Origin of the sequence: Streptomyces sp. NPDC058045, from assembly GCF_042885635.1 — a bacterium.
Lineage (GTDB): Bacteria > Actinomycetota > Actinomycetes > Streptomycetales > Streptomycetaceae > Streptomyces.
The window spans coordinates 54,058-67,476 of sequence record NZ_JBHVRR010000005.1 but is presented as its reverse complement, the minus strand read 5'-3'; the positions used below and the strand labels follow the sequence as shown (position 1 = coordinate 67,476).

Genomic DNA, 13,419 nt, shown 5'->3' with positions numbered 1-13,419 from the left:
TCCGTTCGCTGGAAGAGGGCAGGTCCCGACTCCGGGCGGCAGGAACCGCGGGACTCGGGTTACCGTTCGAGTGGCCGTTGCGCACTTTTCCCGTTTGACACGGGGGCGGGATGTACCGTCACACTCCGCAGCGTCAGCAGATGTCCACCGAGCGTCCACCGGAGAGAAGAGCGAAGTTGTCCCCGACCAGCGAGACCGCGCAGGGCGGCCGCCGACTCGTCATCGTGGAGTCGCCTGCCAAGGCGAAGACGATCAAGGGTTACCTCGGCCCGGGCTACACCGTCGAGGCGAGCGTCGGGCACATCCGAGATCTTCCCAGCGGCGCCGCGGAGGTCCCCGAGAAGTACACCGGCGAGGTGCGCCGCCTCGGCGTCGACGTCGACCATGACTTCCAGCCCGTCTATGTCGTCAACGCGGACAAGAAGGCCCAGGTCAAAAAGCTCAAGGACCTGCTGCGGGATTCCGACGAGCTCTTCCTCGCCACCGATGAGGACCGCGAGGGCGAGGCCATCGCCTGGCACCTCCAGGAAGTCCTCAAGCCGAAGATCCCCGTCCACCGGATGGTCTTCCACGAGATCACCAAGGACGCCATCCGGGACGCCGTCGCCCACCCGCGCGAGCTGAACAAGAAGCTGGTCGACGCCCAGGAGACCCGCCGCATCCTCGACCGCCTCTACGGCTACGAGGTCTCGCCGGTGCTGTGGAAGAAGGTCATGCCGCGGCTGTCGGCGGGCCGCGTACAGTCCGTGGCCACCCGCCTCGTCGTCGAGCGGGAGCGCGAGCGCATCGCCTTCCGCTCCGCCGAGTACTGGGACCTCACCGGCACCTTCGGCACCGGTCGCCCCGGTGACACTTCGGACCCGTCCGTGCTGACGGCCCGGCTGAGCACGGTCGACGGCAAGCGGGTCGCCCAGGGCCGGGACTTCGACGCCCGCGGGCAGCTCAAGTCCGACGCCCTGCACCTGGACGAGGCCGCCGCGCGCACCCTCGCCGCCGCCCTGGAGCAGACCGACTTCGCGGTCCGCTCCGTCGAGTCCAAGCCCTACCGCCGCTCGCCGTACGCCCCGTTCCGTACGACGACGCTGCAGCAGGAGGCGAGCCGGAAGCTCGGCTACGGCGCCAAGTCCACGATGCAGATCGCGCAGAAGCTGTACGAGAACGGCTTCATCACGTATATGCGTACGGACTCCACGACGCTCAGCGACACCGCCGTGGCCGCCGCCCGCGCCCAGGTCACCCAGCTCTACGGCGCCGGCTACCTGCCCGACAAGCCCCGCACCTACGCGGGCAAGGTGAAGAACGCGCAGGAGGCGCACGAGGCGATCCGCCCCTCCGGCGACCGCTTCCGCACCCCCGCCGAAACCGGCCTGACCGGCGACCAGTTCAGGCTCTACGAACTCATCTGGAAGCGGACCGTCGCCTCCCAGATGAAGGACGCCACGGGCAACTCGGTCACCGTCAGGATCGGCGGCCGGGCGGGCGACGGCCGCGACGCCGAGTTCAGCGCCTCCGGCAAGACCATCACCTTCCACGGCTTCCTCAAGGCCTATGTCGAAGGAGCCGACGACCCCAACGCCGAGCTGGACGACCGCGAGCGGCGCCTGCCGCAGGTCGCCGAGGGCGACGCGCTGACCGCCGAGGAGATCTCCGTCGACGGCCACGCCACCAAGCCCCCGGCCCGCTACACCGAGGCCTCCCTGGTCAAGGAGCTCGAAGAGCGCGAGATCGGCCGCCCCTCGACGTACGCCTCGATCATCGGGACGATCCTCGACCGCGGCTATGTCTTCAAGAAGGGCACCGCGCTCGTCCCCTCCTTCCTGTCCTTCGCCGTGGTCAACCTGCTGGAGAAGCACTTCGGCCGGCTGGTCGACTACGACTTCACCGCCCGGATGGAGGACGACCTCGACCGGATCGCCCGCGGTGAGGCCCAGGCCGTGCCGTGGCTGCGGCGCTTCTACTTCGGCGAGGGCGACAGCGCCGGAGCCGCCGAAGCGGGCAACGGCGACGGCGACCACCTCGGCGGTCTCAAGGAACTCGTCACCGACCTCGGCGCCATCGACGCCCGCGAGGTGTCGTCCTTCCCCGTCGGCGACGGCATCGTGCTCCGCGTCGGCCGCTACGGCCCCTACATCGAGCGCGGCGAACGCGACTCCGACGGCCACCAGCGCGCCGACGTCCCCGAGGACCTCGCCCCCGACGAGCTGAGCATCGAGTACGCCGAGGAGCTGCTCGCCAAGCCCAGCGGCGACTTCGAGCTGGGCACCGACCCGGGCACCGGCCGCCCCGTCATCGCCAAGGACGGCCGCTACGGCCCCTATGTCACCGAGGTGCTGCCCGAGGGCACGCCCAAGACCGGCAAGAACGCGGTCAAGCCGCGCACCGCCTCGCTCTTCAAGTCGATGTCCCTGGACACCGTCACCCTGGCGGACGCGCTGAAGCTGATGTCGCTGCCCCGTGTCGTCGGGACCGACGCCGAGGGTGTGGAGATCACCGCGCAGAACGGCCGCTACGGCCCGTACCTCAAGAAGGGGACGGACTCGCGCTCGCTCCAGAGCGAGGACCAGATCTTCGGCATCACCCTCGAAGAGGCGCTCGCCATCTACGCGCAGCCCAAGCAGCGCGGCCGGGCCGCCGCCAAGCCCCCGCTCAAGGAACTGGGCGAGGACCCGGTCAGCGGCAAGCCCGTCGTCGTCAAGGACGGCCGCTTCGGCCCGTATGTGACCGATGGCGAGACCAACGCCACCCTGCGGTCCGCGGACAGTGTCGAGGAGATCACCGCCGAGCGCGGCTACGAACTGCTCGCCGAGAAGCGTGCCAAGGGCCCCGCCAAGAAGACCGCGAAGAAGGCGGCCAAGAAGGCGCCCGCGAAGAAGACCGCCGCCAAGAAGACGACGGCCAAGAAGACCGCGGCGAAGAAGACCACCGCCACGAAGACCACCACCGCGAAGAAGACCGCGGCGAAGAAGACGGCCGCCAAGTCCGCCACCGCGCCCGCCGCCGAGGACTGACCACCCGTCGGGCCCGCCCCGGCACACCACCGACGCGCCCCGCAGGCCATCCGCCCGCGGGGCGCCGTCCTGCGCACCGGCCGCGGCCTGCTGTTTCGGAACCCTGTTCGGCGAGCTGAGGGGAGGGCGCCCGCCGTGTCAGTGGCTCCCGATAGGCTGGACGGATGACGCCAGCCGAGCAGCCACCAGTCGTCTCCACGGCATCCGACGACGCCCTGGTAGCAGATTCCCGGGAGCGCGCCGTCCGGGCGCTGCTGCGTGTACCACCGCTGAAGCGGCTCTGGAGCGCGCAGTTGACCAGCGGAGTCGGCGACATCCTGGCTCTGCTCGTCCTGGTGGTGCTCACCCTCCAGGCCGCCGTCGCGAAGGACGCCTTCGGCGGGGACTACCGCGGAGTGGCCCTCGCCGTGGCGGCCGTCTTCGGCGCCCGCCTGCTCGCCACCTTCCTCTTCGGCGCCGTCCTGCTGGGCCCGATCGCCTCGCTCACCGCACCCGACGGGCCCCTGGACCGCCGCTGGACGATGCTCGTCACGGACGGTCTGCGCGCCGCCCTCCTGATCGTCGCCCCCCTCTGGATCACCTGGACACCGGACGACGCCTTCCCCATCCTGCTGGTCACCGCCTTCGTCACCGGCGTCGGCGAGCGCTTCTGGACGGTGTGCCGGGCGAGCGGCGCCCCCGCGTTGCTGCCGCCGCCCCCGCCCGAGGGCGCCGCCGTCCGCCCGCTGCCCGACCACCTCGACGCACTGCGCCGCCTCAGCCTGCGCACCTCCTTCCTCGCGCTGCCGCTGGCCGCCGCCGGTCTCGTCGCCGCCACCCTGGTCAGCCGACTGATCGCCTCCTTCGGCATCGAATGGTTCGACCTGCACCAGGCCGCCCTCGCCTCCTATGTGGCGGCGGGGATGTTCGCCGCCTCCGCCTCCATCCTCGGCGCGCTGGAGTTTCCGGGCGGCCGCACCCCGCGCGCCCGCTCTCCGCTCGAAGGCCTGCGCCGCCCCAAGAACGGCACCGCCACCGGCACCGACAAGGGCCGCACCGGCGCCGTCCCGCTGATCGTCCTCGGCTGTGCCGCGGTCGCCGCCGCTATCTCCGCCGCGGTCGCCGTCGCCGTGCTGCACGCGGTCGACCTCGGCGGCGGCCCCGTCACCTTCGGCCTGCTGGTACTCGGCCTCGCCGGCGGCACCGCCCTCGGCGTCCGCGGCGCCCCCGCCGTCCTGCCGTCCCTGTCCCGCCGCCGGCTCCTGTCCTACGCGGTCGCCGTCACCGGAATCGCCCTGCTCGTCGCCGGACTGGTGCCCGACACCACGACGGTCGTACTGCTCGCCCTGATCGCCGGTGTCTTCGCCGGTATCGCCGCCAACACCGGGCACACCGTGCTCGACCAGGAGACCGAGGACGGCCGCCGTTCCCGGCTCACCGACCATCTGCACGCCGTGGTGCGGGTCGCCGTCGGCTTCTCCGCCGTCGCGGCCCCGGTGCTCGCCGCCTTCATCGGCCGGCACCGGCTGGAGAGCGGCGCCTTCGTCTTCGCCCACGGCGGCGCCGCCTTCACCCTGATGCTGGCGGGTGCGCTGCTGCTGCCCGTCGCCGCGCTCCTCCTCGCCAAGGTCGACGACCGCTCCGGCGTCCCCCTGCGGCACGATCTGCGGGACGCGATGCGCGGCGGCGACCCGGACCAGGCCCCGTCCGCCACCGGCTTCTTCATCGCCCTCGAAGGCGGCGACGGCTCGGGCAAGTCCACCCAGGCCGAGGCCCTCGCCGAGTGGATCCGCGAGAAGGGCCACGAAGTGGTCCTCACCCGCGAGCCCGGCGCCACCCCCGTCGGCAAGCGACTGCGCTCCATCCTGCTGGACGTCTCCTCCGCCGGCCTCTCCCACCGCTCCGAGGCCCTCCTCTACGCGGCGGACCGCGCCGAGCACGTCGACACCGTGGTACGCCCCGCCCTGGAGCGCGGCGCCGTCGTCATCTCCGACCGCTACATCGACTCCTCCGTCGCCTACCAGGGCGCCGGCCGCGACCTCTCCCCGACCGAGGTCGCCCGTATCTCCCGCTGGGCCACCGGCGGCCTCGTCCCGCATCTCACCGTGCTGCTCGACGTGTCCCCGGAGTCCGTCCGGGAGCGCTTCACCGAGGCGCCCGACCGGCTGGAGTCCGAGCCCGCCGAGTTCCACGACCGGGTCCGCAGCGGCTTCCTCACCCTGGCCGCCGCCGACCCCGGCCGGTATCTGGTGGTGGACGGCGGCCAGGAGCCCGAAGCCGTCAGCACCGTCATCCGGCACCGCCTCGACACCCTGCTGCCGCTCTCCGAAGCCGAGGTCAGGGCCCAGGAGGAGGCGCGCAGGGCAGCCGAGGAGGAGGCCCGCCGCCGCGCCGAGGAAGAGGCCGCCCGCAAGGCCGAAGAGGAACGTCTCGAACGCGAACGCCAGGAGGAGCTGGCCCGGCTCCGCGCCGAGGAAGAGGAGCGCAAGCAGCGGGAGTTGGAGGAGGCCCAGCGCCGCGAAGCGGAACGGCAGGCCGAGGAGGCCAGGCAGCGCGCCGAGGAGGCCAGGCGCCGTGCCGAGGAGGATCGCGTCCGGCTGCTCGCCGAGGAGGAGGCCCGCGCCGCGGAGGCGGAGCGGCTGCGCGTCCTCCGCGAGGAGCAGGCCCGGCAGCGTGAGGAGGCCGAGGCCCGCCGCCGGGAGGAACAGCGCAAGGCGGAGGAGGCACTGCTGCGCGCGGAGAAGGCCCGCCGGGCCGCCGCCGCGGAGCAGGCCGAGCGCGCGGAGGAGGCGGAGCGCGCCGCCGAAGCCGAGCGGGCGGCCGAGGCGGAGCGTGCGGCCGAGGCGGAGCGGGCGGCCGCCGCCCGCGCGGCCGAGCGGCCCGAGACCCGGGGCACCCCCGGTGATCACCACACCCCCGGCACCGCGGACAACGAGATCACCCAGCCCACCCCGTTCTTCCGCCCGGACACCTCCGGCGAGGACGGCTCCTCCGCGGAGGACACCGCCCAACTGCCCCGGCTCTCCGAATCCGGACTGCCCGTGACGGACGGGTCGGCAGGGTCCGACGGATCGGCCGGACGGTCCGGCGGCAGGCCCGGCGTATCGGGCGTGTCCGAGGCGGAGGAGACCGCGGTACTGCCGCAGCCCCCCGTGCCCGGCCGCGGCGAGCGCCCGTCCGCCGCCGAGGAGACGGCGGTCCTGCCCCCGATCCGGAACGAGGCCCCCGCGGACCGGGTTCCGCCCGGCTTCTTCCGCGACGAGCCCGCCACCCCGGTGGACGGGCCGGACGGAAGCGACAGCACCCGTGAGATGCCCCGGATCGACCCGGCCGCCGAGCCGGACGCCGCCCGCACCTCCCGCCCCCGCCCCGACTGGGCGGAGGAGACCCCCCTGGATGATCTGCCCTCCCTCGCCGACGAGCTCCTCGGCACCCACGACAACGAGCGCCGCCGCGGGAGGAGTTGAGCCCCGAGCCCGGCCGGGACAGGCACCGCTTCGCACGGCCCGGGGGCCGGTGCCTGTCCCGCGTTCGTTGCCGGCACAAGGTGGGTGCGCTCCCGGTTCGGTGCCCGACTCACGCTCGCCGTACGGCACTTGGGCACCGACGCGGCCTCGCTCCCCGCCCCGGACCGCGTTGTCAGTGCCGTGCTCCACAATGGACGGGCACAGCAAGCACATGGGCAGATGCAGGGCGACCCGGCCTGGGCCCAGGCCGGATCCCGGTCCGGCATCCCCGATCGACCGGAGCGGAGGCAGCGGATGCCGGTATGGGACGACGTCGTCGGCCAGGAACGGGTCAGCGCGCAGCTCGCCGCCGCCGCGGCGGACGCGGACGCCCTGGTTACCGCCGCCGCCCAGGACACCCCGCCACCCGGCGCGTCCAAGATGACGCACGCCTGGCTGTTCACCGGCCCCCCCGGCTCCGGCCGCTCCACCGCCGCCCGCGCCTTCGCCGCCGCCCTCCAGTGCGTCAGCCCGGACCGGGCCCTCGGCGGCGCCCCCGGCTGCGGCTTCTGCGACGGCTGCCACACGGCCCTCGTCGGCACCCACGCCGACGTCGAGGTCGTCCGTACCGACCTGCTCTCCATCGGTGTCAAGGAGACCCGGGAGCTGGTGCGCCGCGCCCAGTTGTCCCCGGCCGGCGGCCGCTGGCAGGTCATCGTCCTCGAAGACGCCGACCGCCTCACCGAAGGCGCCGGGAACGTCCTGCTGAAAGCCGTGGAAGAGCCCGCTCCGCGCACCGTCTGGCTGCTCTGCGCCCCCTCCGTGGAGGATGTGCTGCCCACCATCCGCTCCCGCTGCCGCCACCTCAGCCTCCGCACCCCACCGGTGGACGCCGTCGCCGATGTCCTGGTCCGCCGCGACGGCATCGCACCGGAGACCGCCGCGGCCGCCGCCCGCGCCACCCAGGGCCACATCGGCCGCGCCCGCCGCCTCGCCACCGACGAGCGCGCCCGCGAGCGCCGGGCCGCGGTGCTCCGGATGCCGCTGCGGATCGAGGAGGTCGGCGGCTGCCTGCGTGCCGCGCAGGAGCTGATCGACGCGGCCGCCGAGGACGCCAAGCAGGTCGCGGAGGAGACCGACGCCCGGGAGACCGAGGAGCTGCGCGCCGCACTCGGCGCCGTCCAGGGCAGCCGGCTGCCGCGCGGTACGGCCGGTGCGATGAAGGAGCTGGAGGACAAGCAGAAGCGCCGCCGCACCCGCACCCAGCGCGACAGCCTCGACCTGGCGCTGACCGACCTCACCGCCTTCTACCGCGACATCCTCGCCCTCCAGCTCGGCTCCCGGATCGCCCTGGCCAACACCGACCAGCAGGACACCCTGGAACGCCTCGCCCGGTCCGCCGCCCCCGAGTCCACTCTGCGCCGCATAGAGGCCATCGCCGCCTGCCGGGACGCCCTCGACCGCAATGTGGCCCCCCTCCTCGCCGTGGAAGCCATGGCCCTCACCCTCCGCACCGGCTGACCACCGACCGCCGCGGCCCTCACATCCCCCCCGTTATCCACCCGTTCGAGATCACCTCTCCGTGTGTACGCTGCGCGACGGCGGAAATCCGCAGCGTTAGGGTCGTCCGATGGACACACCTCGCCGCAGTGGCAGCCCCCGTCCCGGCCGTTCGACCCGCCCGGGACGCCGGGGTTCCAGTCCCCGACGCGGCCCGGTCCTCGCCGCAGCCCTGCTCGCCGCAGCGGGACTTTTCGCCTCCGCCTGCTCCGCCCCGGCCGCCACCACCCAGGCCGGAATGGCCGCCCTCCCCGCCGAGACCCCCAAAGCCCTGTCCCCTTACTACGGGCAGAAGTTGAAGTGGCACGGGTGCGGTACCGGCGGCTTCCAGTGCGCCACCATGAAGGCCCCGCTCGACTACGACCACCCCGCCGAGGGCGACGTCGACCTGGCCATCGCCCGCAAGAAGGCCACCGGCCACGGCAAGCGCCTCGGCTCCCTCCTGGTGAACCCGGGCGGACCCGGCGGCTCCGCCATCGACTACCTCCAGTCCTACGCGGCGGTCGGCTACCCCGCCGCCGTCCGCGCCCGCTACGACATGGTCGCCGTCGACCCGCGCGGCGTGGCCCGCAGCGAGCCCGTCACCTGTCTCAGCGGCAAGCAGATGGACGCCTTCACCCGGACCGACACCACCCCCGACGACGCCCGCGAGCGACAGGCCCTGGAGACCGCCTACCAGCGCTTCGCCCGCGGCTGCCAGCAGCGGTCGGCGAAGATCCTCCCGCATGTGTCGACGGTGGAATCGGCCCGCGACATGGACGTACTGCGCGCCGCCCTCGGCGACGACCGCCTCCACTACGTCGGCGCCTCCTACGGCACCTTCCTCGGTGCCACCTACGCGGGGCTCTACCCGCAGCGCGTCGGCCGCCTCGTACTCGACGGGGCCATGGACCCCTCGCTCTCCGCCCGGGAGATGAACCTCGGCCAGACCGCCGGCTTCGACACCGCCTTCCAGGCCTTCGCCAAGGACTGCGTCAAGGCCCGCGACTGCCCCCTCGGCGGACGCGGCGCCCGCCCCGCTGCCGTCGGCGACCACCTGAAGTCCTTCTTCCGCCGACTCGACGCGAAGCCGCTGCCCACCCGCGACCACGGCCGCACCCTCGACGAGGCACTCGCCACCACCGGCGTCATCGCTGCCCTCTACGACGAGGGCGCCTGGCCGCAACTCCGCACCGCCCTCACCTCCGCCGTCCAAGAACGCGACGGCACCCAACTCCTGTCCCTGTCCGACAGTTACTACGAACGCGGCCCCAACGGCCGTTACACCAACCTGATGTTCGCCAACGCAGCCGTCAACTGCCTTGATCTGCCACCGGCGTTCACCTCCACCGACGAGGTCCGCAAAGCCGTCCCCGACTTCGAGAAGGCGTCCCCCGTCTTCGGCGAGGGCCTCGCCTGGGCCTCCCTCTCCTGCGCCCACTGGCCCGTCCACCCCACCGGCGAAGCCACCCGCATCACCGCCGAGGGCGCCGCCCCCATCGTCGTCGTCGGCACCACCCGCGACCCGGCCACCCCCTACACCTGGGCCCGCTCCCTCGCCGCCCAACTCGACTCCGGCACCCTCCTCACCTACCAGGGCGACGGCCACACCGCCTACGGCCGCGGCAGCACCTGCATCGACTCCGCCATCAACCGCTACCTCCTCACCGGCACACCCCCCACCCACGGCAAACGCTGCTCCTGACCCCACCCACCCCCGTACGGAGCACCCCCCGAAACTGTGTAGACTTGGCGAGGCCGCCGACCCACCATGGTCCCACCGGCCAAGCCGCCTTAGCTCAGATGGCCAGAGCAACGCACTCGTAATGCGTAGGTCTCGGGTTCGAATCCCGAAGGCGGCTCAGACATAGACCCCCAGGTCGGAAGCGTTCCGGCCTGGGGTTTTTGTTGTTCTGTGGGCGTGGTTCAAGGGTGGGTGGCGAGTACGTCGGTCCGTACTGGTGGTGGGACCATGGGTTGGTGGAGTCAGGGCTTCCCGGTGGGTGGACGGTTGAAGGGGTGCGTGCGGTTTCGGGGGATCCCGGGGCCGTCGTGCTGTCGTGTGATCGGCTTGTGGTTGTCGAGGTGGTCGGTCAGGACGACTACGAGGGGTTGCGGCCCGATGTGGTTCTCGGGTTTCACGAGTTGTGTCTTGTGCGGGATGGCGGCGAGTGGTTCATGGGGCGGCTCGATGATGACGGGTCTGTGATCTGCTGGGGTTGCTACGGATCCGAGCTGGCCGAGGCCATCCGCGGTCTCTGAACGCCGCCCCGCATCGGTTACTGCGGGGGCATCGGGTCGGAGTGCATGGGGTGGATGCGGGCGGTGGCGTTGGACATGCCCTTGATGGCGCCGGAGGGCCAGTGCAGGGTCACGTGGCGGGTGTCGTTCGGGGGCGTCACCTGGATCTCGACCGGGTTGGACTCACCCGGCTCGCCGCCCTTGGAGATCTTGTACGAGATGTTGAAGACGCCGTTCTGACCGGGTTTCAGGTCGGCGATGCGGGGCTGGTTGTCGTCGCGGGTGAGGGGGCTCGTGGTGTGGTCGGCGTCCGTCAGATCGACGCCCGGGAAGCCGGTGACCGAGCAGGTGCGGGAGCTCGTGTTGGTCATGGTGACGATGACGTTGCCGTTCTCCAGGTCGGGCTTGGCGTCCCTGGCGTTCATGTCCAGGTCCTGCACCTTGCAGAACCTGGTCCGCCGCGTCCCCGTGTCCGAGCCGGTCTTCGAGCCGGAGAGGGGCTCGGTGCGGTCTTCGGTACCCGTCTTCGCGCCGCCGGCCTTCCCGCCGCCCGACGACGAGCCGCCACCCGAGTCGGAGCCGCCCGAGTTGGAGCCACCCGTCGTGTCGCCCTTGGCTGTGTCCGAGGTGTCCGAGGAGCCCCCGGACGAGGAGGACGAGGAGGACGCGGAGTCGTTCTTGGCCGAGGTGCCCGTTCCGGAGTCGCTGGTGCCGCAGGCGGTGAGCGAGAGGGCGGTGGCGACGCCGAGGGCGGCGAGTGCGGCGGTGCGGGTGTACTTCACTGGTCCCCCTGGAAAGCGTTTGTGCTCGTGGTCGAAAACCTTTCTACTCAGCGGTAGTTACGGGAACTCGATCACCAGGTCTTGGTTCTGTCACGTGCGGCTGAGGAGGGCCGCCGTGCCTGCCTGATCGTCAACTCGCCCTGTGCGGGCTGCCGTTCGGGCCTGGGGCGCAGCTTCCGGAGGAGTCCGCCACGGCCTACGGTCCCTGGCCGCCGCGGAGTTGGGCGCTGAGTGAACGTCGGGCGAACACCGCGAGGCATCTTGCCCGTGTCAAGTGCCCGCCGTTGCACCGCTTCCTGTCGGGAACGAATGTGTGTGTGATACTGATCGGCACGGAGGGCCATGTATCAGAACGGTTCTCGGTGAGATCGTTCCTACCGAGTGGCTTGTGCCTGCGGGCGCTTGGGGGTGTGAGTCGCCACTCCAGCAACGACCACTGGAGAGCGACGGAGGCTCGCTGAGAAGGCTCGTTGGCGCCTTGCATTTTCCACATGCCAGGGGGGACACATGGGGGACTTTGCTTTCGATCCACCGCCTGTCGAAGTCCCCGGACGGTGCGTGTGCGGGCGGGAGCCCGGCGTCTCCGGCGAGGGGAGCACGGAGGACGGTGGCGGGGTCGTTCGCAGACTGCACGGGGGTGTCGGCGCATCGGGTTCCGGCAAGGCGGACGCGGCAGGGGCCAGCGGTGCCGGGGGCGTGGAGATTCCGGACGCGGCCGAGGTGTCCCTGAGTTCCGAGGACGAAGTCGATGAGGCCCTCCTCGAAATGCGGAAACTGATCGAAACCGTGGTCGCCAAACGGCGGGACCGCAACTCCGAAGGGCAGTTGCTCATGGAGACCGCCAGCGACGTCGGCGTGGCCGAGCAGGCCCTGCGCTCCCTGCTCGGCGACGCGAAGCAGGTCAAGGTGGTCTTTCCGTCCGACGCGGCTTCGGTGGAACTGCTCTGCCGGACTCTGCGGTCCATGAGACCGGAGACGCTCGGCAGTGTCCAGGTGCAGGCGCTCTGCTCGCGGCAGTTCGCGATGTGCCACCAGATGGCGGAGCGCCCCGCGGAGGCCGCCGAGTTCGGCCCTGAGGTCGATGTGCGCATCACCAAGGCGGTCCTGCACGGGGCGGTCCTCATCGACGAGGAGATAGCGCTGACGCAGTCCGACCGAAGCACCGGCGCCCATGCGACGCTCGTGCGGGACCCGGCCGTGGTCAAGACGCTCAACTCGCTCTTCGTCAGCGCCTGGAGGCATGCCGCGACGCCAGCCGGAAGCAGGGTCAGGCAGGAGTTCCCGCAGGAGATACTGCGCTGCCTTCGCCAGGGCTACACCGACGAGGCCGCCGCCCGCGAACTCGGCGTCTCGGTACGGACCTACCGCAGGCACGTGGCCGAGATCATGCGTGAGCTGGGTGCCAACTCCCGCTTCCAGGCGGGGGTTTACGCCTCGGAGCTGGGTCTGCTGCCGGCGGACGGCCGCCCCGGTCCGCAACGAGTCCCGTGACCGCGGCGCGCGGCGGTCCGTGGGACGCCGGTGCGCCCGGTGCGGGCGCCGATGTGGCGGAGCCCGCCCCGGTCGGCACATGGCTGGTGCGCGTGGGCGCGTCCGCGGCGGCGGCGACCGACCTCGCCGGTGTGCTCGACGAGCAGGAGTCCCGGCGGCTGGCCGCGACCCGGCACGAGGCGGGGCGGCTGCGTTATCTCGTCGCACATGTCGGGCTGCGGGTGCTGCTGGGCGCCCGCCTCGGCGAGTCGCCCGGCCGCATCCGGTTCCGCCGAGAGGCCTGTCCGATGTGCGGCGGACCGCACGGCCGTCCCGCGATCGACGGTGAGCCGGGACTGCACTTCTCCCTGTCCCACTCCGGTGACACGGTGCTGTACGGCCTGGCGGCGAGACCGGTGGGCGTGGACATCGAGGCCCCGTCCCGCCGGCACGCCCGCTTCGACCTGTCCTCCCATCTGCACCCGGACGAGCAGCGGGACATCGCCGCGCTGCCGGCGGGCCGGCGCACCGCCGCGATGCTCAACTGCTGGGTGCGCAAGGAGGCTTACCTCAAGGGCACCGGGGCCGGTATCGCCGCGGGCGTGGGCGGTGTGTACACCGGGTTGGGGCCCGAGTTCTCCGGTCCCGGCCCGGCCGTGGCGCCGCCGGGCTGGGCTCTGCTGGACGTGCAGGCGCCCGCCGGCCATCCGGCTGCCGCCGCCGTCGAGAAGGGCTCCGCGGCGGTCGTTCCGGACCCCGGGCCGCTGCGTCCGTGGCCGCTGCATCTGCATGAAGTGGACGGTTGACGGCGGCCGTTCGCGTTCTGGCGTCCCGCCGGGGCATTCCGGCCGGGGCATTCCGGCACCGTCAGTGAGGCTCGAATTACAAGACGTGTCCGGTTTCGCTTTTTCGATGCAGCATCCTGACACTTTGGTGGGGTCCGGGTCCCGGTCC

The 13,419-nt window shown here is 72.2% G+C and carries 8 protein-coding genes and 1 tRNA gene; 8 read left to right on the top strand and 1 reads right to left on the bottom strand.

Features of this window, described 5'->3' with window-relative positions:
* The first annotated feature begins 176 nt into the window (after positions 1-176).
* The 6 genes from topA (at position 177) to ACFVST_RS05125 (ending at position 10,234) form a co-directional block, all read left to right on the top strand.
* Positions 177-3,008 carry a type I DNA topoisomerase gene (gene topA / locus ACFVST_RS05150; protein ID WP_390147020.1) on the top strand — a complete coding sequence of 944 codons (2,832 nt, stop codon included), beginning with the start codon at positions 177-179 and terminating at the stop codon, positions 3,006-3,008.
* Positions 3,009-3,172: 164 nt separating this feature from the next.
* Positions 3,173-6,454: a dTMP kinase gene (gene tmk, locus ACFVST_RS05145; protein ID WP_390147018.1), complete on the top strand. Its 3,282-nt coding sequence runs from the start codon at positions 3,173-3,175 to the stop codon at positions 6,452-6,454.
* A 294-nt stretch (positions 6,455-6,748) separates the two neighbouring features.
* Positions 6,749-7,954, top strand: coding sequence for a DNA polymerase III subunit delta' (locus ACFVST_RS05140; RefSeq protein ID WP_390147017.1), 1,206 nt, complete (start codon positions 6,749-6,751; stop codon positions 7,952-7,954).
* Between the two features lie 109 nt (positions 7,955-8,063).
* Complete coding sequence (locus ACFVST_RS05135) at positions 8,064-9,677, top strand: alpha/beta hydrolase (RefSeq protein ID WP_390147015.1); 1,614 nt, start codon at positions 8,064-8,066, stop codon at positions 9,675-9,677.
* Between the two features lie 83 nt (positions 9,678-9,760).
* A tRNA-Thr gene (locus tag ACFVST_RS05130) sits at positions 9,761-9,834 on the top strand.
* A gap of 211 nt (positions 9,835-10,045) precedes the next feature.
* Positions 10,046-10,234 (top strand): hypothetical protein, encoded by a 189-nt coding sequence (locus ACFVST_RS05125; RefSeq protein WP_390147013.1) that lies wholly within the window; start codon positions 10,046-10,048, stop codon positions 10,232-10,234.
* 17 nt (positions 10,235-10,251) lie between these two features.
* On the opposite strand, the gene ACFVST_RS05120 is transcribed toward ACFVST_RS05125, so the two are convergent.
* The gene (locus ACFVST_RS05120) at positions 10,252-10,995 is read right to left on the bottom strand and encodes a DUF4232 domain-containing protein (protein ID WP_390147011.1); all 744 of its coding nucleotides are present in this window, start codon (positions 10,993-10,995) and stop codon (positions 10,252-10,254) included.
* Positions 10,996-11,691: 696 nt separating this feature from the next.
* Between ACFVST_RS05120 and ACFVST_RS05115 the strand changes: the two genes are divergently transcribed.
* Complete coding sequence (locus ACFVST_RS05115) at positions 11,692-12,486, top strand: response regulator transcription factor (protein ID WP_390147009.1); 795 nt, start codon at positions 11,692-11,694, stop codon at positions 12,484-12,486.
* On the top strand, positions 12,483-13,271 hold the full coding sequence (locus ACFVST_RS05110; protein ID WP_390147007.1) for a 4'-phosphopantetheinyl transferase family protein: 789 nt from the start codon (positions 12,483-12,485) through the stop codon (positions 13,269-13,271). The genes ACFVST_RS05115 and ACFVST_RS05110 overlap by 4 nt, the downstream gene beginning before the upstream one ends.
* The last annotated feature ends 148 nt before the right edge of the window (positions 13,272-13,419 follow it).

What these genes read in the sequence shown, in the direction of transcription:
- ACFVST_RS05135 (WP_390147015.1), top strand. Translation starts at nt 8,064, where the DNA reads ATGGACACACCTCGCCGCAGTGGCAGCCCCCGTCCCGGCCGTTCGACC.
- ACFVST_RS05140 (WP_390147017.1), top strand. Translation starts at nt 6,749, where the DNA reads ATGCCGGTATGGGACGACGTCGTCGGCCAGGAACGGGTCAGCGCGCAG.
- tmk (WP_390147018.1), top strand. Translation starts at nt 3,173, where the DNA reads ATGACGCCAGCCGAGCAGCCACCAGTCGTCTCCACGGCATCCGACGAC.